Consider the following 21,378-nt stretch of genomic DNA (forward strand, 5'->3'; position numbering starts at 1 on the left):
GGAAAGCACTGGGTAGGGCGGGCACTGCCCGCCGACCGCCCTTTCCGGCGCGCCGATGGCGGGCGGTGCCCGCCCTACGACGTGCGGAACTTCAGCCTCGCGGATCGTAGTCCGCGAAACTCTTCCGCAAGACCTCATAGGCCTTGCGCTGCGCATCGCTGTCGGCCGCCGGCGTGCGGATGGACAATTCCACCAATTGGTCGCCGGGATTGTTGCCCGGCATGCCGCGCCCCTTCAGCCTCAGCTTGCGGCCTGACTGCGAGCCGGCGGGGATGCGCAGGTCCACGGTGCCCGCCAGCGTCGGCACCGGTACGGTCGCGCCCAGCGCGGCTTCCCACGGCGCGATCGGCAGCACGTGGACGACATTGCGACCGTCGAGGCGAAAGCGCGGGTCGTCGCGGATGATCACTTCCAGCAGCAGGTCGCCCTTGGGTCCACCGCCCATGCCCGACTGACCCTGGCCCGAGAGACGGATCACCTGGCCGCTCTGGATGCCGGCGGGGATCTTCACCTCGAGCACGCGCTCGCCGCCGGACGAATCGTGCATGGCCAACCGCGTAGGGCCGCCGTCGAAGGCGGTCTGCAGGTCGATCTGCACCGAGGCCTGCACGTCCTGCCCACGCCGCGGCCGCGGCTGGCCGCGATGGCCGCCATGCGCAGCGCCGCGACCGAACAGGCTTTCGAAGAAATCGCTGAAATCACCGGCGTCGCCACCGAAGCCCTGTTGCTCCTGCCAGCCCGGCGGCGGGCGGAACTGCTCGCCCTGGCGATAACCGCCGGCGCGCAGCTGGTCGTAGGAGCGCCGCTTCTCGGCGTCCTTCAACACCTCGTTGGCTTCGTTGACCGCCTTGAACTTCTCCTCGGCGCCCGCGTCCTTGTTCTTGTCCGGGTGGTACTTGCGCGCCAACTTGCGATACGCCGCCTTGATGTCGGCCTCGCTGGCGTCAGGCTTGACGCCGAGGATCTCGTAATAATCTTTGAATTCCACACCCGCTCCTATTCGTCGGTACCGCAGCCCGAAAGGCTGCGCCCCGCCGCGGAGCATTATCCACGACGGGGCGGGTCTTCATACCGCGTTGCGTGTGCAGCGCAGGTCAGTTGCCGGTGTCGATCGCGATGCGACGCGGCGTGGTTTCGGGCTTCTTCGGAATCGCGATCTCCAGCACGCCGAAACGGCCATGCGCGCTGATGTTCTCCGCGTCGGCGCTTTCCGGCAGCGAGAAGCGGCGATGGAAGGTGCCGTAGACGCGCTCCTGCCGGGTCAGCCTGCCGCCGTCCTTTTCGTTGTCGACGGTGCGTTCGCCCTTGATGGTGAGGATGCTCTTGTCCATGCTCACCTCGATCGTGGACGGGTCCACGCCGGGCACGTCGACCAGGATCATGAAGCGCTTGTCTTCCTCGCGGATGTCCACCCGCGGCGCCCACTGGCTGGTTTCCACGGTGGACTGGTCATTGTCGCCGGCGCCGAAAAAGCGGCTCATGACCTGGCGGAAATCGTCCGGCGTACCGAACTCGCGGTTCCACACGGATTGACGGCTCACGTTCATTTCAGTGCCTCCTCTGACGGGTTTGCGGCGTGATCGCCGCCTGCTCCGGAAATAGGTGCTCGCCGCGGCGATTCAAGGCACCCGACCGCCAAAACCACTAGCATGCAAGCGTTGTTCACCATTGAGCGATCCATGACCATCCAACCCGGGGACACCCTGCCCGACGTCGCGATCAAGATGATCGACGGCGACATCCGGCCCGTGCACACAGGCGCGCTGTTCGGCGGACGCAAGGCCGTGCTGTTCGGCGTGCCTGGCGCGTTCACGCCGACCTGCTCGAACCATCACCTGCCCGGCTACGTGGCGGCGTTCGCCGAGTTCCAGGCGCGCGGCATCGCGGTGATGTGCCTCGCGGTCAACGACGCCTACGTGATGCAGGCGTGGGCGGCTGCGCAGCACGTGCCGCGCGGGTTGCTGATGCTGGCCGACGGCAACGCCAGCTTCACCCGCGCGCTGGGCCTGGAACTGGATGGCAGCGACTTCGGCATGGGCATCCGCGCGCGCCGGTTCGCGCTGTATGCCGAGGATGGCGTGGTGCGGCAATTGCAGCTGGAAGCGCCGGGCGAACTGCGCGTGTCCACCGCCGAGGCGATGCTCGCGGCGATCGGCAAGGCGCCGGGTGCACCGCACGGCGGCTGATATGCTGCGCCGATGGATATCGTCAACAACCCTGCCGTGGCCCGCATGGCCGAGCGTTTCCGTGGTTTCCTGCCGGTCGTGGTCGACGTGGAGACGGGCGGCTTCGATGCCGAACACGATGCGCTGCTGGAAATCGCCGCGATACCGCTGCGCATCGACGAGGCCGGCTTCCTGAGCACCAAGGAGCTGGTCACCACCCACGTGGAGCCGTTCCCCGGCGCCAACCTCGATCCCCGTTCGCTGGAGATCACCGGGATCGATCCGGACAATCCATTGCGCGGCGCCCTGCCCGAACGCCAGGCGCTGGACCACGTTTTCCAGGTGGTGCGCGAGGCGGTGCGCGAGGCGGGTTGCCAGCGGGCGATCCTGGTCGGCCACAACGCCGCCTTCGACCTGGGCTTTCTCAACCAGGCGGTGCGCCGCTGCGGGTACAAGCGCAATCCGTTCCATCCGTTCAGCTGTTTCGACACGGTCAGCCTGGCCGGCCTGGCCTATGGCCAGACCGTGCTGAGCAAGGCGGTACTGGCGGCGGGCTTGACCTTCGACAGCCGCGAGGCGCATTCGGCCGTCTACGACGCCGAGCGCACCGCCGAGCTGTTCTGCAGCATCGTCAACCGCTGGCGGCAACTGGAGCTGGTGGAACGGGCGAGCCTCGACCTCGGCGCGTCCGGTGCGCGAGGTGGCGACGTCCCGATCGCCTGACGGGCCACCCGCGGAACCGGCGGCACGCGGATTCAGGCAGCCAACCTATGGCGCGTGGCCAGCCGGCGGCGGCATCGTGCGACGACGACGCCAGTTGTTCACCACGCCATAGACGCCGATGGCGATCCAGGCGGCCTCCAGCAGGAAGGCGGACAGGTTGAAGCTGCCGAATACCAGCGACAACAGCACACCGAGCGCGCCGAAAATGTTCATCGTCTGGTAGATCAGCCCGTTGCCATGCAGGCGATGCCCCTGCAGCAGCAGAAAGGCCAGCAACACCAGCGCCACCCCGAGATAGCCGGCCCAGTCGTACCAGAAGAAAGTCATCGCTTCGCTCCGCGCTGGCGCAACGCCTCGAACAAGGCCACGCCAGTGGCGACGGAGACGTTGAGGCTTTCCATCGAACCGGGCATGGGGATCTTCGCCACGAAATCGCACAGTTCGCGGGTGAGCCGGCGGATGCCCTCGCCTTCGCTGCCCAGCACCAGCGCCACCGGTCCCTTGAAGTCGATACCGTAGATCGTGGTCTCGGTGTCGCCCGCCAGGCCGGTGATCCACACGCCGGCATCCTTCAGCTCGCGCAGTGTACGCGCCAGGTTGGTCACCGCGATCAGCGGTACCCGGTCGGCGCCGCCGGCCGAGGCGCGGCGCACCACCGGCGTGAGGCCGACCGCGCGATCCTTCGGCACGATCACCGCGGTGACTTTCGCCGCGGCGGCGCTGCGCAGGCAGGCGCCGAGGTTGTGCGGATCGGTGACACCGTCCAGCACCAGCACCAGGGTATCGCTGCCGTCGCGTTCGAGCAGGCCGGCAAGGTCGCTTTCGTGCGCGGCCGGCGCCGCCTCGTAACGCGCCGCCACGCCCTGGTGGCGCGCTTCGCCCGCGTGCTTGTCCAGCTCCTCGCGCGGACGGTGGCGTACCGCGATGCCCAGCTTCTTTGCGCGCTCGGCCAGCTCCAGCACGCGGGCGTTGCGCTGGCCGTTCTCCACCAGCAGCTCACGCACGCGCTCGGCATCGTTGCTCAATGCGCCCTCGACGGGATTGATGCCGACGATCCAGCTCTCACTCATGGCTTGCCTTTCGGTTTCGGTTTGCGGCCGCCGTGCTTCTTCGGCGCCGGCGGGACGGCAGCCGGGGCCGGCGCGCGCCTGGCGGAACCGTCCTTGCGCGGGCGACGATCGGACGACGGTTCGACCCTGCGGCCCTGATGCTGGCCGCCGGCATGCTGGCGCCCTGCCGGCGGCTGTGCACGCGGCGGCGGACTATCGCTCGCCGCAGCCTTGCGCGGGGCCGGCGCCGGTGTGGCAACCTCGGCCTCCTTGCGGCCGAATGCGCGGCCGATCGCCTTGGCGGCGCGACCGAACATGCCCGGTGCCTTGGTCGTGGCGGCCGCCTTCTTCGGCAGCGAATAGCGCTCGCCCGCGGCGGCATAGTCATACGCCTTGCCGCTGCCGGTCGGGGCCGGAGCCGGGGCCGACGTGCGCGGCGAGACCAGGCGGAAGTCGATCTTGCGATCCTCCAGGCTCGCGCGCAGCACCTGGATGCGCACGTGGTCGCCGAGGCGGAACTGCGCGCCGGTGCGCTCACCCTTGAGCAGCTTGCGCACCGCGTCGAAGTGGTAGTAGTCGTTCACCAGCTGGCTGATGTGCACCAGGCCGGAAACCTTCGATTCGTCCAGCTCCACGAACAGGCCGAACGAGGTGACCCCGGTGACCACGCCGTCGAACTCGCTGCCGATGTGCTTCTCCATCCACGCGCACTTGAAGCGCTCGTCCACGTCGCGCTCGGCCTCCTCGGCACGACGCTCGCGCTGCGAGCAATGCACGGCCATAGCCGCCACCTCGGCGGGCGTGTAGGTGTAGTCGCTGGGCTTGCCGCCGGTCAACGCGTAACGGATCGCGCGATGCACCAGCAGGTCGGGATAACGACGGATCGGCGAGGTGAAGTGCGCGTACGCCTGCAGCGACAGGCCGAAGTGGCCGCGGTTGTCGGGCTGGTAGGCGGCCATGCTCTGCGAGCGCAGCAGCACGCTCTGGATCAGTTCGCGCTCGGGGCGATCGCGCACCAGCGCGAGGATCTCGGAGAAGTCGGCCGGGGTCACCTCCTCCACCGGCGGCATGCGCAGCTTGAACTCGCGCAGGAACTGCTGCAGGTCCTCGTATTTCTCCGCCGGCGGCGGCTCGTGTGCGCGGAACAGCGCGGGGATTTTCCTCTTCTCCAGGAACAGCGCGGCCTGCACATTGGCCGCGATCATGCACTCCTCGATCAGCTTGTGCGCGTCGTTGCGTTCGGTGGCACCCATCGACTCCACGCCGCCGCTCTGGTCGAGACGGAACTTCACCTCCGGCGTCTCGAAGTCGATCGCGCCGCGGCGCTTGCGCTGCGCCGCCATCGCCTTGTACAGCGCGTGCAGGTTCTCGAGCTGCGGCAGCACGTCGGCGACCTCGTGGCGTGCGTCCTTCTCGCGCAGGCCGACCGCTTGCCACACCTTGTCGTAGGTCAGCCGCGCATGCGAGCGCATCACCGCGTCGTAGAACTTCGAACGGGCGACGTTGCCCTCGGCGTCGACGGTCATGTCGCAGACCATGCACAGCCGCTCGACCTTCGGGTTCAGTGAGCAGATGCCGTTGGAAAGCGTCTCCGGCAGCATCGGCACGACGAAGCCGGGGAAATAGGTGGACGTGCTGCGCTCGTATGCCTCGCGATCCAGCGCGTTGCCTGCCTGCACGTAGTGCGACACGTCGGCGATCGCCACGATCAGCCGCCAGCCACCACCACGCTTCGGCTCGGCATACACCGCATCGTCGAAGTCGCGGGCATCGGCGCCGTCGATGGTGACCAGCGGCAGCTTGCGGATGTCGGTACGGCCTTCCCGCTCGGCAGCGGTCACCTCCGCTTCCACCTGCGCCGCATCACGCAACACTTCGGCCGGCCATTCGTGCGGCAGGTCGTGGCTGGCGATCGCCATCTCCACCACCAGCGAGGGCTGCAGGCGATTACCCAGCACCGCGCGGATCTCGCCCAGCGGACCGCGGTAAGGCGTCGGCGGGTCGGTGATCTCCACCACCACGATCTGGCCGGACTCGGCGCTCTGCTCCTGGCCCGGCTTGATGATCACGTCCTGGTTCAGGCGGCGATCGTCGGGCGTGACCAGGGTGACGCCATCCTCGATCAACACGCGGCCGACCAGGCGCGGCGAGCGACGTTCCAGCACTTCGGCGATCGCACCCTGCTTGCGGCCGCGACGGTCGATGCCGACCACGCTGGCCAGCACGCGATCACCATGCAGCACCGTACGCATCTGCTGCGGCGACAGGTACAGGTCTTCGCCGCCCTCGTCGGGGCGCAGGAACCCGTAGCCCTCGGCGTTGGCCAGCACGCGGCCGGCGATCAGGTCGAGCTTGCGCGTCGGCGCGTAGCCGCCGCGCCGGCCCAGCAGCAACTGGGCATCGCGCACCATCGCCGCGAGCCGCTTGCGCAGTGCCTCGAGGTCGACTTCATCGTGAATCTGCAGCGCGTCGGCGATGCGCGCTTCGGTCAGCAGTTCGCCGCGCTCTTCCAGCAGGGCGAGGATCGCCTCGCGGCTGGGGATGGGGCGCGCATAGCGCTGTGCCTCGCGATTGGCATGCGGGTCGCGCACGGCGCCGGTGGCAGCCTTGCCGCGCTTGTCCGGCGCGGATGGCCCGCGCGACGAGCGACTGCCGGTTTTCTTCGGGGGGCGCGCATCCGGGGAACGGCCGGACGTGGGGGGAGTTTTTCTGGTCACTAAGTATCCTTGTGGTGTCACGCGGCGCAGAGAATGACACGGCGCGTGCGATGAGGGTGAAAAAGAGTTGACAAGCCAGCGGTCGATGCCTACATTACGCGGCTCACGCAGCTCGCTGAGCAGTGTGGCACCTTGCCCAGGTGGCGGAATTGGTAGACGCACTAGCTTCAGGTGCTAGCGGGGGCAACTCCGTGGAGGTTCGAGTCCTCTTCTGGGCACCAATTGTAAACGAAGGCCGCCTTTCAAGGCGGCCTTCGTCTTTTCAGGGTTTGCATTGAAGTCAGGAAGACGTCCGCCCCGCGTGAACCGTTCGCCCCGAGCGTAGACCGAAGCGTCGAAGTCGAAGGGTCGCCACGCGGGAGCCGACGAGCCCTTCGACTTCGCTGCGCCACGCTCGGAGCGAACGGTGTGCGTGCAGTCTTTCGCACTTCAAGCGATTGCCGGCCCCTTCAACTCGACCATGTTTCCCTGCGGGTCGTAGAGGTAGATCGAAGGACCCTCGCCTCGCGCGCCATAGCGCGAACCCGACTCGCCGATGCGCACGCCGTGCGCCCGCAGATGGGCCAGGATCGCCGCCTCGTCGTAATCCTCCACGCGCAGGCACAGGTGGTCCATGTTGTGGCCCTGTGCAGCCGGTGCCGCGCCGCCGAGACGGCCGAGCTTGCCGTCGATCGCCACCAGATCGATCAGCGAGGCGCCGGCACGCAGTTGCACCAGGCCGATCTCGTCCTGGCGCCGCTCCTCGCGGCAACCCAGTACGTCGCAATAGAAGCGCTGCATGGCCACCGGGTCGATGGCGCGCAGCACCACGTGGTCGATCTCGCCGATGCGGAGCATGCGGGTTCCTCCACTGGACGGGGCGCCAAGCATAGTGCCGGTTCCACCTGAACCGCGCCCGCCGCACACGTGCCCGACCTGTATAATCGCCGGGGTAAAACGCATGGTGGGAGAAGCCGCGCGCTCCCGACCGGAGCACCGGCTGCCGAAGACGCAACGCCCGTAATCGCTCAGGCCCCACACCACCACGCGTCAAACACTCTGGAGAGAGCGGTTGAATCCGCCGCCGAAGGGGCACGAAACGCCGCCGCGTTTCCAAACTCTCAGGCAAAAGGACAGAGGGGCGCCCCACGTGCGGCACGGCACGTTGTCTGCGGATGCCCTTTCATGACCTCGAAGAACCCGACCTCCCTGCGCGACCTCGAACACCACGGCGCGTTCATCGAACGCCACATCGGTCCGGACGACGCCGAGATCGCACAGATGCTGCGCGTGATCGGCCACGATTCGCTGGAGTCGATGACCGACGCCATCGTTCCCGGCTCGATCAAGTCCGCCGCCCCGCTGGCCTTGCCCGAAGCGATCACCGAGGAGGCCGCGCTGGCCAAGATCCGCGCGATCGCCGGCAAGAACCAGGTGTTCCGCAGCTTCATCGGCCAGGGCTATTACGGCACGCTGACGCCGAACGTCATCCTGCGCAACATCCTGGAGAATCCGGCCTGGTACACCGCGTACACGCCGTACCAGGCGGAGATCTCGCAGGGCCGCATGGAGGCGCTGATCAACTTCCAGACGATGTGCGCCGACCTCACCGGGATGGAGATCGCCAACGCCTCGCTGCTGGACGAGGCCACCGCCGCGGCCGAGGCGATGACCCTGGCCAAGCGCTCGTGCAAGTCGAAGTCGAACGTGTTCTTCGTGTCCAGCGGCGTGCACCCGCAGGCGCTGGAAGTGGTGCGCACGCGCGCCGAACCGCTGGGCATCGAACTGGTGGTCGGCGCGGACAGCGATGCGGCCGGTACCGATGCGTTCGGCGTGCTGCTGCAGTACCCGGACACCTTCGGCAGCATCAACGATTACCAGGCGATCGCCGACGCCGTGCACGCGCGCGGCGGCGTGGTCGCGGTCGCCACCGACCTGCTCGCGCTGACCCTGATCGCCGCGCCCGGCGAATGGGGCGCCGACATCGTGGTGGGCAACTCGCAGCGCTTCGGCGTGCCGTTCGGCTTCGGCGGCCCGCACGCCGCGTTCATGGCCTGCCGCGACGCGTACAAGCGCTCGATGCCGGGCCGCCTGATCGGCGTGTCGATCGACACCGAGGGCAAGGCGGCCTACCGCCTCACCCTGCAGACGCGCGAGCAGCACATCCGCCGCGAGAAGGCCACCTCCAACATCTGCACCGCGCAGGTGCTGCTGGCGGTGATGGCCAGCATGTACGCGGTCTACCACGGCCCCGCCGGGCTCACCCGCATCGCGCGCCGCACGCATCGCCTGGCCGCGATCCTGACCGTCGCGCTGCGTCGGGCCGGCGTGAAGGTGGGCGGCGATTTCTTCGATACGCTGCACATCACCGGCATCGACGCCGCCGCTGTCCATGCCAAGGCCCGCGCTGCAGGCATCAACCTGCGCGAGCTGGACGCCAGCAGCCTCGGCATCAGCCTGGACGAGACCACCACCCGCGCCGACGTCGTCGCACTGGCGGGCCTGTTCGGTGCCGAGATCGACATCGACGCGCTCGATGCCGAAGTCCACGACGCGCTGCCACGCACGCTGCTGCGCAAGAGCGACTTCCTCACCCACCCGGTGTTCAACACGCACCACAGCGAGCACGAGTTGCTGCGCTACATGCGCGCGCTGGCCGACAAGGACCTGGCGATGGATCGCACGATGATCCCGCTGGGCTCGTGCACCATGAAGCTCAACGCCACCGCCGAGATGATCCCGGTCACCTGGCCGGAATTCGCCAACATCCATCCGCTGGCGCCGGCCGCCCAGGCGCAGGGTTACAAGGAACTGATCGACGGGCTGGAAGCGATGCTGGTCGAATGCACCGGCTACGACGCGGTGAGCCTGCAGCCGAACTCCGGCGCGCAGGGCGAGTACGCCGGCCTGCTGGCGATCCGCGCCTACCACCGCTCGCGCGGCGAAGCGCATCGCGACATCTGCCTGATCCCCGAATCCGCCCACGGCACCAACCCGGCCTCCGCGCACCTGTGCGGCATGACCGTGGTGGTGACCAAGTGCGACAGCAACGGCAACGTCGACGTCGAGGACATCCGCCGCGCCGCCGAGAAGTATTCGGACCGTCTCGCCGCGCTGATGATCACCTACCCGTCCACGCATGGCGTGTTCGAGGAGGACATCGTGGCGATCTGCGAGATCGTGCACGCGCACGGCGGCCAGGTGTACACCGACGGTGCCAACATGAACGCGCTGGTCGGCGTGGCCAAGCCCGGCAAGTGGGGCTCGGACGTGTCGCACCTGAACCTGCACAAGACCTTCTGCATCCCGCACGGCGGTGGCGGCCCGGGTGTCGGCCCGTGCGCGGTGAAGTCGCACCTCGCCCCGTTCCTGCCGAGGAAGTTCGGCGAGGAAAGCCCGGTCGGCATGGTTTCTGCGGCAAGCTTCGGCAGCGCCTCGATTCTGCCGATCAGCTGGATGTACATCGTCATGATGGGCCAGCAGGGCCTGCGCAAGGCAACGCAAGTGGCCCTGCTCAACGCCAACTACATCGCCAAGCGGCTCGAAGCGCACTACCCCACCCTGTACACCGGCCGCAACGGGCTGGTGGCGCACGAGTGCATCCTCGACCTGCGCCCTCTCAAGGACGCCACCGGCATCGGCGCCGAGGACGTGGCGAAGCGGCTGATCGACTTCGGCTTCCACGCGCCGACGCTGAGCTTCCCGGTGTCGGGCACCTTGATGGTGGAACCGACCGAGAGCGAATCGCGAATCGAGCTGGACCGCTTCATCGACGCGATGATCCAGATCCGCGACGAGATCCGCGCGATCGAGGAAGGCAAGCTCGACCGCGAGGACAACCCGCTGAAGAACGCCCCGCACACCGCCACCATGGTCAGCGCCAGCGAGTGGACCCACGCCTACCCGCGCGAACTGGCCGCCTTCCCGCTGGCCAGCCTGAAGCTGCAGAAGTACTGGCCGCCGGTCGCCCGCGTCGACAACGTCTACGGCGACAAGCACATCATGTGCGCCTGCATCCCGGTGGATGCGTACAAGGAAGAAGCCGAGGCCTGAGCCCGAAGGGCAGGCTCAGCCGGTTGCAGCCCGCGGCATGCCCGCGGGCTGCGCGTTCCCGGCACGCGGGCCGACCCCGCTGGAGTGCGCGCGCGTCGACAACACCAGCGCGACCTGATGTTCGGCACGCATGCGGGCGGCCTTGGCGGCAAACCACGCCTTGGGCCCCGCCAGCAGCACCGCGCAGACTGCGTTGGCCCGGCAAAATGCGTCGATGCTCTGGCGCAGGTGGACCAGCAGACGTTCGTTGAACGCCTCGTTCAATGCCTCGACGCGGAACGGCGGCGCGACATGTTCATCGAGCATGCCGGCCAGCGACGTTGCCACCTGCAGCGCAAGCCGCCGGTTGTGGCGCGTCACCTCCGGCGCACCGGCCGGGGCCTGCCAGGCACCGTCGAGCGCGTCGACCAGCTCGTGGAACTCGCGGCGATTCAGCGGACGCTGCTGCACCGGCAGGCTGCGTCGGCGGATCAGCCATGCCTGATCCGCCGCAGGCAATGCATGCGAACGGTGGGTGGCGCGGTCGAGTGCCTCGCGCGGCGACAAGCCATCCGCGCCCAGCAGGTCGGCCAGTGCCTCACGCGTCAACGGTTGCGCCCGCGCGCTGCCATCCGGCGTGTACCAGCGGCGATATTCGAGCGTGGTGGGGGAAAACAGGTCGCGTGGCGGCTTGACCGTGGCGCGCGCTTCGTCCGCATCGTCCAGTGCCGGCGCAACCGCGCGCAACCCGGCCGTCTGGGCGGCGGCGATGCGGTCGAGCAGGATTTCGGCCTTGACCAGATGGCCGTGGTAAGTCGCATGCCGGTCGCAAGCCTCGCGCGCCGGCAGGAAAAGAAAACGAAGGCGGGACCCGGGGTTGCCGATCACCGATGGCCCGAAATGGGCGAGGAAAACTGAACTGGACTTGCGCACAAACCGACCTGTTTGCCGGGGCTGATGCGAATGTCCTGCCGCGATGCCCCGGATCTGATGGACTGACCGCCCTCACCAGGCGGCCTCGCGCTCACGATGGCACACGTCGAAGGCACGAAATGTGGCACAGAGCTCATTCCGGGGTTGATCCCGTCGACACCCGATTACCGCGATTGGCGCAAAAACAGGCATCATGGGTGGCTCGCTTCCCGCGCAACCCGCGTGCGGCCCGGCCCGCAGCGCGCCGGCGATGCCCTGTTCGACCACGACCGACGCCCTCATGACCACGACCTGCCCGCCCTCTGCCGACGAAACGGACGCCGAACTGCTGGCGCAGGCGCGTGCCGCCATCCGGCTGCTGCAGACCATTGCCGACGACCGCGGGCTGCTCGAGCGGCTGCCCGTCGCGGAACGCCAACAGCTGCACCAGGCCGTGGCACGGATGTACCACCCCGAACCGGGCGCGCGCCGGATTCGCCTCAAGGCCGCGGAGAAACAACGCCACGCCGCGCGCATCCAGGCCGAAGACACCGTGCTGAACCAGACCGGCATCCGCGCCCTGCGCCGCAAGCCGGTGTTCACCACGCCGAACGCGTTCGCGCCGGAAGGTTTCCTGCCGCACGACGTGCCGCCCGCGGCCGACGCCGCGCAGCCGCGCGAGTCGGTCGAGCCGAAGCACTGCTACGTGTGCAAGCGCAAGTACTCGACCATCCATTTCTTCTACGACCAGCTGTGCCCGGAATGCGCCGCGTTCAACTACACCAAGCGCAGCGAACTGGCCGACCTGCGCGGGCGCGTGGCACTGCTCACCGGCGGCCGGGTGAAGATCGGTTACCAGGCCGGCCTGAAGCTGCTGCGCGCCGGCGCCGAGCTGATCGTCACCACGCGCTTCCCGCGCGACTCGGCGGCGCGCTACGCGGCCGAGCCGGACTTCGCCGACTGGGGCCACCGCCTGCAGGTCTACGGCCTGGACCTGCGCCACACGCCCAGCGTCGAGGCGTTCTGCCAGAAACTGGTGGCAACCCGGCCGCGGCTGGACTTCATCATCAACAACGCCTGCCAGACCGTGCGCCGCCCGCCGGATTTCTACGCACACATGATGGAAGGCGAGACCGCCGCGCTGCACGAGCTGCCCGAGCACGTGCGCCGGCTGGTCGGCCATTACGAAGGCCTGCGCGGCGCGGAGATCCTGCCCGGCAGCAGCGCGCTGGCCAGTCGCGGCGCCGACCTGCCCGGGCTGAGCCGGGCCGCCGAGCTGTCGCAGCTGCCGCTGCTGCCGGAAGAACTGCTGGCGCAGAGCCACCTGTTTCCCGAGGGCCGACTGGATCAGGACCTGCAGCAGGTCGACCTGCGCCAGCGCAACTCGTGGCGGCTGCTGATGGCCGAGGTGCCGTCGGTCGAATTGCTGGAGGTGCAGTTGGTCAACGCGATCGCGCCGTTCATCATCAACGCGCGGCTGAAGCCGCTGATGCTGCGCACGCCCGAGCGCGACAAACACATCGTCAACGTGTCGGCGATGGAGGGCCAGTTCTACCGCAGCTTCAAGACCACCCGCCACCCGCACACCAACATGGCCAAGGCCGCGCTGAACATGATGACGCGCACCGCGGCCACCGATTACCACAACGACGGCATCCACATGAACAGCGTCGACACCGGCTGGGTGACCGACGAGGACCCCGCCGAGCTGGCGGCGAAGAAAGTGCGCGAGGAACGCTTCCACCCACCGCTGGACATCGTCGACGGCGCCGCACGCATCGTCGACCCGATCATCCACGGCATCAACACCGGCGAGCATGTGTGGGGCCAGTTCCTGAAGGACTACCGCCCCACCGACTGGTGAGCCACTGGTGCCGGGGCGACGACAATCCGTTTCCTTCGCGCCGGTTTCAGACGGCACTGCGTAGCCTTATCTTGCGGACAGGCGCCATCCGGCGCGATCAAGCATGAGGAGCAACGCCGTGATTGAACGCAGACCCTTCGACCGCCTGGGCGGAGCCGACCACGGCTGGCTCAACGCCAAACACCATTTCTCCTTCGCCAGCTACCACGACGCGAATCGCATGGGCTGGGGCGCGCTGCGCGTGTGGAACGACGACACCATCGCGCCGCAGACCGGCTTCCCGCCGCACCCGCACGCGGACATGGAGATCATCACCTACGTGCGCGAAGGCGCGATCAGCCACCAGGACAGCCTGGGCAACGCCGGCCGCACCGAGGCCGGCGACGTGCAGGTGATGAGCGCCGGCAGCGGCATCACCCACAGCGAGTACAACCGGGAGGATGTGACCACGCGCATCTTCCAGATCTGGATCATCCCCGACGAGAACGGCCAGCCGCCGTCGTGGGGCGCGCGGCCGTTTCCCAGGGGCGATCGTTCCGGGCGCTTCGTGGCACTGGCCAGCGGCTTCAAGGACGACACCGAGGCGCTGCCGCTGCGCACCGATGCGCGCGTGCTGGGCGCCACGCTGAAGGCCGGCGAAAGCACCGAGTACCTGCTGCCCCCCGGCCGCTACGCCTACCTGGTACCGGCCACCGGCAAGGTGGACCTCAATGGCGTGCAACTGGACGCCCGCGACGGCGCCGCGATCCGCCAGGAGTCGACGCTGAAGGTCACCGCGCTGGAAGACGCCGAGCTGGTGCTGGTCGATACCGCGCCCTGAGCTTCGCGCATGCGGGCACGAGTGGCGCCCGGTGCCGACGCCCCGGCGGGCGCCGGCACGGCCAGCTCCAATTCGATCGCAAGACCCGGAGTGCCGCGGTGGCTGCCGGTCCGTAGATTGCGCCTTGAGCGATAATCCGACGGAAGGAACAGCCATGAAAACTCCCGAGAAACAGGCCGCACGTGCCGCCACCCTCGCCGACCCGCGCTGGGCCGCCGTGCAGGCACGCGATGCGCGTGCCGACGGCAGCTTCTTCTACTCGGTGCGCAGCACCGGCGTGTACTGTCGGCCGTCCTGCGCGGCGCGCCCCGCCCGCCCCGAGAACGTGGCGTTCCACGCCACCGCCGCCGAGGCGGAGCGCGCCGGCTTTCGCCCGTGCAGGCGCTGCCGGCCCGACCAGCCATCGCTCGCAGAGCAGCAGGCGGCGATGGTCACCGCCGCCTGCCGACTGATCGAGCAGGCCGAGACCGTACCCACGCTCGAACAGTTGGCGCAACCGAGCGGACTCAGCCCCTTCCACTTCCACCGCGTGTTCAAGGCGGTTGCCGGGGTGACCCCGAAGCAGTACGCCACGGCGCATCGCAACCGCCGCGTGCGCAGCGGCCTGGAGCGCAGCCACACGGTGACCGAGGCGATCTTCGATGCGGGCTACAACGCCAGTAGCCGCTTCTACGAAACGGCGAACGAGGTGCTGGGCATGACGCCCTCGCGCTATCGCGCCGGCGGTGCCGACAGCGAGATCCGCTTCGCCATCGGCGCCTGCTCGCTCGGCGCGATCCTGGTGGCGCAGAGCGCGCGCGGCGTGTGCGCGATCCTGCTCGGCGACGACCCCGACGCGCTCGCGCGCGAGCTGCAGGATCGCTTCCCCAGGGCCAGGCTGATCGGCGGCGACCGCGACTACGAGCGCCTGGTGGCGCAGGTGGTCGGCTTTGTCGAAGCCCCTGCGCTGGGACTGGATCTGCCCTTGGACGTGCGCGGCACCGCGTTCCAGCAGCGCGTATGGCAGGCGTTGCGCGAGATCCCGGTCGGCAGCACGGCCAGCTACAGCGAGATCGCGCGGCGCATCGGCGCGCCCAAGGCTTCGCGGGCGGTGGCGCAGGCATGTGCCGGCAACATGCTGGCGGTGGCGATCCCCTGCCACCGCGTGGTGCGCAACGACGGCGACCTGTCCGGCTACCGCTGGGGCGTGCCGCGCAAACGCGCGCTGCTGGAGCGCGAGGCGCAGGCATGAACGCGCAACTGCGCCCTGCCCCCGACACCGGTGCGCGGCTGCAGGCATACGACTGGGCCGGCATCGGCGATGAACTCGACGCACACGGCTGCGCGATGCTGGAGGCCCTGCTGTCGCCGCAGGAGTGCGCGAAGCTGGCAAGCATGTACGCGGACGACGAACATTTCCGCAGCCGCGTGCCGATGGCCCGCCACGGTTTCGGCCGTGGCGAATACCGCTATTTCGATTACCCCCTGCCCGAGCTGGTGGCCGGGCTGCGCAGCGCGGTCTACCCGCGGCTGGCGCCGATCGCGAACCGCTGGAACGCGTCGATGGGACTGCCCGCGCGCTACCCCGCCACGCATGCCGAATTCATCGAACGCTGCCACGCCGCCGGCCAGCGCCGCCCCACTCCGTTGCTGCTGCAGTACGGCACCGGCGACTACAACTGCCTGCACCAGGACCTGTACGGCGAGCACGTGTTCCCGCTGCAGCTGGCGATCCTGCTGTCGGAGCCGGGGCGCGATTTCAGCGGCGGCGAGTTCGTGCTGACCGAGCAGCGCCCGCGCATGCAGTCGCGCATCGAGGTGGTGCCGCTGCGCCAGGGCGATGCGGTGCTGTTCGCGGTGCACCAGCGGCCGCTGCAAGGTACCCGCGGCAGCTACCGGGTGAACATGCGCCACGGCGTCAGCCGCGTGCGCCGCGGCCATCGCCACACGCTTGGCATCATCTTCCACGACGCCACATGATCAGCGCCGACCTGTTCGCCGCCACGCCTGCGCCTGCCCGCCGGGACGAGCCATTGTGCGAGGGCGCGATGGTGTTGCGCGGGTTTGCCCTGGCCAGCGAGGCGGTGTTGCTGCAGGCGCTCGATGCGATCACGGCGCAGGCACCGTTCCGCCACCTGGTCACACCCGGCGGCTTGCGCATGTCGGTGGCGATGACCAATGCGGGGCCGCTGGGCTGGGTCAGCGATCGTCGTGGCTACCGCTACGACCCGATCGACCCGGACAGCGGCCGGCCCTGGCCACCGATGCCGGCGGTCTTCCTGCAACTGGCCGATGCCGCGGCGGCGCACGTCGGTTTCACCGGCTTCGTGCCGGATGCCTGCCTGCTCAACCGCTACGAGGCCGGCGCCCGGTTGAGCCTGCACCAGGACCGCGATGAACGCGACCTGGGCCAGCCGATCGTGTCGGTCTCGCTGGGCATCCCGGCCGTGTTCCTGTTCGGCGGCCTGCAGCGCGCGGATCGCCCGCAACGCGTGCCGCTGGCGCACGGCGACGTGGTCGTGTGGGGCGGTCCGGCGCGGCTGCGCTATCACGGCGTGCTGCCGTTGAAGCCACATCATCACCCGCTGCTGGGCGAGACCCGGATCAATCTCACGTTTCGTCGGGCGGGCTGACGCCGAGCCGGTGTCCGTACACCAGCTTGCCGCCGAGCCAGCCGGCCACGGCCAGGCACAGGAAACCCGACACGCTCAGAGCGATCGCCAGCAGGCTCGGCGCGATGAAATGCGTGCCGTGCAGGCGCAGGAACAGGCTGGCCACGTAGCAGCAGAGCGCGCCCATCACCATCAGCATGTGGCGGTTGACGTCCTTGAGCGCCGGGTTGTCTTCGGCGACCTTGGCCAGTTCGAGCAGGCCGGCCAGCATGGCGGGGATCGAGAAGCCGATCCCCGCCAGCAGCAGGATGCCGGCGAAGCGCCACGCCGGTTCGCCCCAGGCCAGGCTGGCCAGATCCGCCGCGGTGGCCAGCGACCAGCAGGCAATCGGGAAATGCACCAGGGCCGGATGCAGCGGATGGCGCATGACAGCGACTCAGGCCAGCAGCAGGCTGAGCAGGGTCAGGAAACCCGCCACCGCGACGCCGGCGTGCACCAATACCACGGCCTTCGGCGCAACCTGCTTGCGCAGATGGAACGAGGCGAGGAAGAAACCGCCCAGCGCGGCCAGTACCAGCAGGGCCAGCGCCGCGGTGAGCCGTGCCGGCGCCGCACCCTGCAGCACCACCAGGATCAACAGCACCAGGCCGCTGGCGCCCAGCAGCGCGTGCAGCAAGGAAATTGCCCACGGCGCCAGCTTGCCGCGCAGCACGCTGGAAGCCAGCACCAGGCCGCCGATGGCGGCGATCGCAAAAACCAGAATCGCATAGAGCAGCATGTCGTTCCCCCGATTGGCACGTTGATGAAGTGAGCAGCATTCGATCCGATGCGGCGGGTTGCCCAAAGGTTCCCGCGCTCGACCATGGTGCAGGTGCCCGCGCCGCCGCGGCTTGCTACCCTCGTCGGATCGTCCGGTTCGCGAGGCAGACATGACACCCACCCACGGCATCCACACCATCGACACCGGCTTCGTGCGGCCGCGGTTCGATGCGGCCTACCTCATCGTGGAGAACGGCCGCGGCGCCTTCATCGACTGCGGCACCAACTTCGCCGTGCCGCGCATGCTGGCGGCACTGGATGAGGCCAGCATCGCGCCGGCGGACGTCGACTGGCTGATCCTCACCCACGTGCACCTGGACCACGCCGGCGGCGCCGGCGAGCTGATCGCACAACTGCCGAACGCGAAGCTGGTGGTGCATCCGCGCGGAGCACGCCACATGATCGACCCCAGTGTGCTGTGGGCCGGCGCCAGCGCGGTGTACGGCGAGTCGGTGATGGAACAGACGTATGGACGCTTGCGGCCAGTGCCTGCCGAGCGCGTGGTCGAGGCGGGGGACGGCCACGTCGTCGACCTTGCCGGACGCACCCTGCGCTGCCTCGATACGCCGGGCCATGCGCGCCACCACATCGCCATCCACGACGCACGCGCCAACGTCTTTTTCACTGGCGACGTATTCGGCCTTTCCTATCGCGACTTCGACACCGCGAACGGTCCGTTCATCCTGCCCACCACCTCGCCGGTGCAGTTCGATCCGGAGGCGCTGCATGCGTCGATCGAGCGGCTGCTCGCGCTGAAACCCGAGGCGATGTACCTCACCCATTACGGCCGGGTGGAGAGCGTCGAGCGGCTGGCCGCCGACCTGCATGCGCAGATCGACGCGATGGTGGCCATCGCCCGCGCCGCGCACGGCTCGCCCGAGCGGCATGCCGTGCTGGTGGAATCGCTCACCGGGCTCTATGCCGCCCGCGCGCAGGCCCATGGCTGGCAGCAGGGACGCGACGCGCTGCGCCAGTTGCTGGGCATGGACATCGAACTGAACGCGCAGGGGCTGGAGGTGTGGCTGGGGCGCTGAGCGCCCGCCGCTGGCAGCTCACTTTGCGCGTGCGTCGCGCCGCTCTTGTGCCAGCCGCGCCTCGAAGCGCGGCTGCGCCGCCGCGGCATAGGCGCGGCAGGCACCGGCGTCGATCAGGGCCGCGGAGTCGTGCTCGCGATCGCGTGCGGCAATCTTCTGCATGAAGCCGCTGGCTTCGGGATGCGGGGTGATCAGGATGTCGCACGGCAGCGCGGCGACGGTCGCGAAGGACCGGCGGAAAGCCGCCACGCGCGCCGGGTCGTCGCTGTAGCGGAAGCCGTCGCGGCTGAGCGCGGTGAGGCTGTCGACATAGGCCAGCGCAAGGCAGCGCCCCTGCTCGCACGAGCGCCAGGTCCAGGACGTGCTGCCAGGCGTATGGCCGGGCGTGTAGTGCGCCGTGACCGCGATCGGCCCCACCCGCACTGCCGCGCCATCGGCGACCACTTGCACCGATGCCACCGCCGGATAGCGTGTCGCCATGCCGTACTGCGGATCGTCCGGGTCGTTGCCGCCGGACCGCAGCTCCTTCGCCCCGGCCGCACTGGCCGCCACCGAGGCGCCGCTGTCACGAGCCAAACGGGCGATGCCGCCGGCGTGGTCGAAGTGGGCGTGCGAGTTGAGGATCAGCTTCACGTCGCGCAAGCGGAAACCGAGCGCGCGGATGTTCGCCTCGATCTGCGGCACGTTGCCTTCCAGCGTGCCGTCAATCAGCACATGGCCCTGCGGCGAGGTGATCAGGATCGCGCTCAATCCCTGCGTGCCCACGTACCAGCTGTTGCCATGAATGTGGAAGGGCTTTTGCGGCGCACTCCAGCGCGCCTCATCCGCTTGCGCGAAACCCGCCACCGTCAAGGTGACAACAAACCATAACGCGCGGAGAGATGGATTCATGCCGGGGATTCCGTGGGGACGAGGCCGTCATGCTCGCCGACGACGCGGCGCTGGCGCGGGCGCATCGCTGGCAAATTGCGGGCGCGGCTCGCTCAGGCCAGCCGCGTACCGTTCGGCACCGGGCGTTCGACCGCGGTGAGCACCACGCCCTCGTCGGTGGGAAAGCCGGTGAGCAGGAATTGCGAGCGGAACGGGCCGATCTGCTTTTCGGGGAAGTTGATCACACCCACGACCTGTCGGCCGAGCAGGTCGTCGGCCTGGTACAACGCGGCGATCTGCGCGCTGGTCTTCTTCTCGCCGTAGGGGCCGAAATCCACCCACACTTTCCACGCCGGCTTGCGCGCTTCGGGAAACGGTTCGACCCGGATCACCGTGCCGGCGACGACCAGCACTTTCTCGAAATCGGCCCAGCTGATTTCGGGGCAATTCGCTGCACTCATCCTTCCAGCCTCGTCTTCAGACAATCGCGGCTCTGCTGCCACCAGTAGCTGGCTTGCGCCGCCAGATAACCGAACGGACGGTGCGTGCTGCCCAGGCCATAGTCGGCAAAACGTTTCCAGCCATCGTCGCCCTCGGCGATCGCCGCCGCCAGCAGTTCACCGGCCGCGCAGGTCGGGGCCAGGCCGTGGCCGCCGAACGCCTGCGCCCACCACAGGCCGTCGCCGCTGCCGCCGATCTGCGGCATCTGGTGCCGTGCGTAGCTCATCAGGCCCGACCAGGCGTGCTCGATCCGCACGCCGGCCAGTTGCGGGAACACCCGCAGCAGGTCCCGCGTCAGCAGGCGCTGCACGCCGCGCGGCGAGCGGTTGAGCACCGAGATGCGCCCACCCCACAGCAGTCGCGTATCCGGCAGCGCGCGGTAATAGTCGAACGCGAAGCGGCTGTCGTAGATCGCCGCGCGGGTGTGCAGGCACTCGTCCAGTCGATCGCCGAGCGGTTCGGTCACCATGACGTAGGTGGCGATCGGCAGGATCGCCCGGTCGATCGGCTTCTGCAGGCCGGCCAGGTAGCCGCCGCAGGCCAGCACGACCTCATCGGCCAGCAGCTCACCTTGCGCCGTGCGCAGGCGCCACTGCCGGCCTTCGCGCGCGAGGCGGCGCACGCCGCTGTGCTCGTGGATGCGCACACCCTGCCCGGCCGCCGCCGCGGCCAAGCCGATCGCGTAGTTGAGCGGGTGCAGGTGCAGCGCATCACGCTCGTACAGGCCGTCGTGATAACGCTCGCTGCGGATGCGTGCGCGCAACTCCGCTTCGGGCAACCACTGCCAGTTCACGTCGTAGTGTTCGGCCAGCAGTTGCTGGCGCCGGCGCAGCACCGCGGGGTCACGGAACCAGTTGGCCCAGATCACGCCTTCGTCGACCGCGTCGCAGGGGATGGCGTAGTCGGCGACACGTCGTCGGATGCGCCCGACCGCCGCGATGGTCAGCTGGAACAGGGCCTGCGCACGCGCTTCGCCCAACTGGTCGAGCAGCGCCTGCTCGCCCAGCGAATAGCCGGCGAAGACGAAACCGCCATTGCGACCGGAGGCGCCGAACCCGACCTGCTCACGTTCCAGCAGGACCACGTCGCGCACGCCGCGCTCGGCCAGGCCCAGCGCGGTGTTCAAGCCGGCAAAGCCGCCGCCGATCACGGCAACACGTGCGTGCGTGCTGCCCTGAAGCGGCTCCCAGGCCGGGTACGGCGTGGCAGTGGCGCGGTAGTAGGACGTGGGCGAGGGGGATTTCATGCTGCAGCGACAGGCGGCACCAGTGTCCGTGACCGGGCAAGCATATCCTTCATGCC

The 21,378-nt window shown here is 68.8% G+C and carries 21 protein-coding genes, 1 tRNA gene and 1 riboswitch; of the genes, 10 read left to right on the forward strand and 12 right to left on the reverse strand.

Features of this window, described 5'->3' with window-relative positions; genetic code table 11:
• Positions 1-91: 91 nt before the first annotated feature.
• Positions 92-988, reverse strand: a complete 897-nt coding sequence (locus ACVCMC_RS06015; RefSeq protein WP_447099035.1) for a DnaJ C-terminal domain-containing protein — start codon at positions 986-988, stop codon at positions 92-94.
• A gap of 106 nt (positions 989-1,094) precedes the next feature.
• Positions 1,095-1,547, reverse strand: a complete 453-nt coding sequence (locus ACVCMC_RS06020; protein WP_395118210.1) for an Hsp20/alpha crystallin family protein — start codon at positions 1,545-1,547, stop codon at positions 1,095-1,097.
• 132 nt (positions 1,548-1,679) lie between these two features.
• On the opposite strand from ACVCMC_RS06020, the gene ACVCMC_RS06025 reads away from it, so the two are divergent.
• Positions 1,680-2,186, forward strand: coding sequence for a redoxin family protein (locus tag ACVCMC_RS06025; protein WP_447099036.1), 507 nt, complete (start codon positions 1,680-1,682; stop codon positions 2,184-2,186).
• 12 nt (positions 2,187-2,198) lie between these two features.
• Positions 2,199-2,888 (forward strand): ribonuclease T, encoded by a 690-nt coding sequence (rnt, locus tag ACVCMC_RS06030; protein WP_447099037.1) that lies wholly within the window; start codon positions 2,199-2,201, stop codon positions 2,886-2,888.
• Between the two features lie 45 nt (positions 2,889-2,933).
• On the opposite strand, the gene ACVCMC_RS06035 is transcribed toward rnt, so the two are convergent.
• The 3 genes from ACVCMC_RS06035 to rnr are packed head-to-tail and all read right to left on the reverse strand — an operon-like array spanning position 2,934 to position 6,654.
• On the reverse strand, positions 2,934-3,215 hold the full coding sequence (locus ACVCMC_RS06035) for a CBU_0592 family membrane protein (RefSeq protein ID WP_395118204.1): 282 nt from the start codon (positions 3,213-3,215) through the stop codon (positions 2,934-2,936).
• Positions 3,212-3,958, reverse strand: a complete 747-nt coding sequence (gene rlmB, locus ACVCMC_RS06040; protein WP_447099038.1) for a 23S rRNA (guanosine(2251)-2'-O)-methyltransferase RlmB — start codon at positions 3,956-3,958, stop codon at positions 3,212-3,214. Before rlmB ends, ACVCMC_RS06035 begins: the two co-directional genes overlap by 4 nt.
• A complete protein-coding gene (gene rnr / locus ACVCMC_RS06045; protein WP_447099039.1) occupies positions 3,955-6,654 on the reverse strand; it encodes a ribonuclease R in 2,700 nt (899 codons plus the stop codon). The genes rlmB and rnr overlap by 4 nt, the downstream gene beginning before the upstream one ends.
• 134 nt (positions 6,655-6,788) lie before the next feature.
• Between rnr and ACVCMC_RS06050 the strand changes: the two genes are divergently transcribed.
• Positions 6,789-6,875 (forward strand) — tRNA-Leu (locus ACVCMC_RS06050).
• Positions 6,876-7,083: 208 nt separating this feature from the next.
• Here the strand turns inward: ACVCMC_RS06050 and ACVCMC_RS06055 are convergent.
• Positions 7,084-7,491 (reverse strand): VOC family protein, encoded by a 408-nt coding sequence (locus tag ACVCMC_RS06055; protein ID WP_447099040.1) that lies wholly within the window; start codon positions 7,489-7,491, stop codon positions 7,084-7,086.
• Positions 7,492-7,682: 191 nt separating this feature from the next.
• Positions 7,683-7,780, forward strand: a riboswitch (glycine riboswitch).
• A gap of 38 nt (positions 7,781-7,818) precedes the next feature.
• On the opposite strand from ACVCMC_RS06055, the gene gcvP reads away from it, so the two are divergent.
• Positions 7,819-10,686, forward strand: coding sequence for an aminomethyl-transferring glycine dehydrogenase (gene gcvP / locus ACVCMC_RS06060; protein WP_447099041.1), 2,868 nt, complete (start codon positions 7,819-7,821; stop codon positions 10,684-10,686).
• Positions 10,687-10,701: 15 nt separating this feature from the next.
• Here the strand turns inward: gcvP and ACVCMC_RS06065 are convergent, their stop codons facing one another.
• Entirely contained in the window at positions 10,702-11,598 is an 897-nt protein-coding gene (locus ACVCMC_RS06065) for a hypothetical protein (RefSeq protein WP_395118189.1), read from the reverse strand.
• Positions 11,599-11,878: 280 nt separating this feature from the next.
• On the opposite strand from ACVCMC_RS06065, the gene ACVCMC_RS06070 reads away from it, so the two are divergent.
• From ACVCMC_RS06070 to alkB, 5 genes are all read left to right on the forward strand, one after another.
• Complete coding sequence (locus tag ACVCMC_RS06070; protein ID WP_447099042.1) at positions 11,879-13,441, forward strand: SDR family NAD(P)-dependent oxidoreductase; 1,563 nt, start codon at positions 11,879-11,881, stop codon at positions 13,439-13,441.
• A 118-nt stretch (positions 13,442-13,559) separates the two neighbouring features.
• Positions 13,560-14,261, forward strand: a complete 702-nt coding sequence (locus tag ACVCMC_RS06075; RefSeq protein ID WP_447099043.1) for a pirin family protein — start codon at positions 13,560-13,562, stop codon at positions 14,259-14,261.
• A gap of 154 nt (positions 14,262-14,415) precedes the next feature.
• Positions 14,416-15,492: a bifunctional DNA-binding transcriptional regulator/O6-methylguanine-DNA methyltransferase Ada gene (gene ada, locus ACVCMC_RS06080; RefSeq protein WP_447099044.1), complete on the forward strand. Its 1,077-nt coding sequence runs from the start codon at positions 14,416-14,418 to the stop codon at positions 15,490-15,492.
• Positions 15,489-16,220, forward strand: a complete 732-nt coding sequence (locus ACVCMC_RS06085; protein ID WP_447099045.1) for a 2OG-Fe(II) oxygenase — start codon at positions 15,489-15,491, stop codon at positions 16,218-16,220. Before ada ends, ACVCMC_RS06085 begins: the two co-directional genes overlap by 4 nt.
• A complete protein-coding gene (alkB, locus tag ACVCMC_RS06090; RefSeq protein WP_447099046.1) occupies positions 16,217-16,873 on the forward strand; it encodes a DNA oxidative demethylase AlkB in 657 nt (218 codons plus the stop codon). The genes ACVCMC_RS06085 and alkB overlap by 4 nt, the downstream gene beginning before the upstream one ends.
• Here alkB and ACVCMC_RS06095 read toward each other — a convergent pair.
• Both ACVCMC_RS06095 and ACVCMC_RS06100 read right to left on the reverse strand, forming a co-directional pair.
• Positions 16,851-17,279, reverse strand: coding sequence for a DUF2231 domain-containing protein (locus tag ACVCMC_RS06095; protein ID WP_395118177.1), 429 nt, complete (start codon positions 17,277-17,279; stop codon positions 16,851-16,853). The genes alkB and ACVCMC_RS06095 overlap by 23 nt on opposite strands.
• A gap of 9 nt (positions 17,280-17,288) precedes the next feature.
• Positions 17,289-17,630, reverse strand: coding sequence for a hypothetical protein (locus ACVCMC_RS06100; protein WP_395118175.1), 342 nt, complete (start codon positions 17,628-17,630; stop codon positions 17,289-17,291).
• A gap of 151 nt (positions 17,631-17,781) precedes the next feature.
• Between ACVCMC_RS06100 and ACVCMC_RS06105 the strand changes: the two genes are divergently transcribed.
• Positions 17,782-18,705 carry an MBL fold metallo-hydrolase gene (locus tag ACVCMC_RS06105; RefSeq protein WP_447099047.1) on the forward strand — a complete coding sequence of 308 codons (924 nt, stop codon included), beginning with the start codon at positions 17,782-17,784 and terminating at the stop codon, positions 18,703-18,705.
• A gap of 18 nt (positions 18,706-18,723) precedes the next feature.
• On the opposite strand, the gene bla is transcribed toward ACVCMC_RS06105, so the two are convergent.
• From bla to ACVCMC_RS06120, 3 genes are all read right to left on the reverse strand, one after another.
• Positions 18,724-19,596, reverse strand: coding sequence for a subclass B3 metallo-beta-lactamase (gene bla, locus ACVCMC_RS06110; protein WP_447099048.1), 873 nt, complete (start codon positions 19,594-19,596; stop codon positions 18,724-18,726).
• 92 nt (positions 19,597-19,688) lie between these two features.
• On the reverse strand, positions 19,689-20,036 hold the full coding sequence (locus ACVCMC_RS06115; protein WP_395118170.1) for a tRNA-binding protein: 348 nt from the start codon (positions 20,034-20,036) through the stop codon (positions 19,689-19,691).
• A complete protein-coding gene (locus ACVCMC_RS06120) occupies positions 20,033-21,322 on the reverse strand; it encodes an NAD(P)/FAD-dependent oxidoreductase (protein WP_447099049.1) in 1,290 nt (429 codons plus the stop codon). The genes ACVCMC_RS06115 and ACVCMC_RS06120 overlap by 4 nt, the downstream gene beginning before the upstream one ends.
• Positions 21,323-21,378: the final 56 nt, after the last annotated feature.

Source organism: Rhodanobacter sp. UC4452_H20, from assembly GCF_052978205.1.

What these genes read in the sequence shown, in the direction of transcription:
- ACVCMC_RS06115 (WP_395118170.1), bottom strand. Translation starts at nt 20,036, where the DNA reads ATGAGTGCAGCGAATTGCCCCGAAATCAGCTGGGCCGATTTCGAGAAA.
- ACVCMC_RS06100 (WP_395118175.1), bottom strand. Translation starts at nt 17,630, where the DNA reads ATGCTGCTCTATGCGATTCTGGTTTTTGCGATCGCCGCCATCGGCGGC.
- rnt (WP_447099037.1), top strand. Translation starts at nt 2,199, where the DNA reads ATGGATATCGTCAACAACCCTGCCGTGGCCCGCATGGCCGAGCGTTTC.
- ACVCMC_RS06025 (WP_447099036.1), top strand. Translation starts at nt 1,680, where the DNA reads ATGACCATCCAACCCGGGGACACCCTGCCCGACGTCGCGATCAAGATG.
- ACVCMC_RS06105 (WP_447099047.1), top strand. Translation starts at nt 17,782, where the DNA reads ATGACACCCACCCACGGCATCCACACCATCGACACCGGCTTCGTGCGG.
- ada (WP_447099044.1), top strand. Translation starts at nt 14,416, where the DNA reads ATGAAAACTCCCGAGAAACAGGCCGCACGTGCCGCCACCCTCGCCGAC.
- ACVCMC_RS06070 (WP_447099042.1), top strand. Translation starts at nt 11,879, where the DNA reads ATGACCACGACCTGCCCGCCCTCTGCCGACGAAACGGACGCCGAACTG.
- gcvP (WP_447099041.1), top strand. Translation starts at nt 7,819, where the DNA reads ATGACCTCGAAGAACCCGACCTCCCTGCGCGACCTCGAACACCACGGC.
- ACVCMC_RS06020 (WP_395118210.1), bottom strand. Translation starts at nt 1,547, where the DNA reads ATGAACGTGAGCCGTCAATCCGTGTGGAACCGCGAGTTCGGTACGCCG.
- alkB (WP_447099046.1), top strand. Translation starts at nt 16,217, where the DNA reads ATGATCAGCGCCGACCTGTTCGCCGCCACGCCTGCGCCTGCCCGCCGG.
- rlmB (WP_447099038.1), bottom strand. Translation starts at nt 3,958, where the DNA reads ATGAGTGAGAGCTGGATCGTCGGCATCAATCCCGTCGAGGGCGCATTG.
- bla (WP_447099048.1), bottom strand. Translation starts at nt 19,596, where the DNA reads ATGAATCCATCTCTCCGCGCGTTATGGTTTGTTGTCACCTTGACGGTG.
- ACVCMC_RS06120 (WP_447099049.1), bottom strand. Translation starts at nt 21,322, where the DNA reads ATGAAATCCCCCTCGCCCACGTCCTACTACCGCGCCACTGCCACGCCG.
- ACVCMC_RS06055 (WP_447099040.1), bottom strand. Translation starts at nt 7,491, where the DNA reads ATGCTCCGCATCGGCGAGATCGACCACGTGGTGCTGCGCGCCATCGAC.
- ACVCMC_RS06095 (WP_395118177.1), bottom strand. Translation starts at nt 17,279, where the DNA reads ATGCGCCATCCGCTGCATCCGGCCCTGGTGCATTTCCCGATTGCCTGC.
- ACVCMC_RS06085 (WP_447099045.1), top strand. Translation starts at nt 15,489, where the DNA reads ATGAACGCGCAACTGCGCCCTGCCCCCGACACCGGTGCGCGGCTGCAG.
- ACVCMC_RS06035 (WP_395118204.1), bottom strand. Translation starts at nt 3,215, where the DNA reads ATGACTTTCTTCTGGTACGACTGGGCCGGCTATCTCGGGGTGGCGCTG.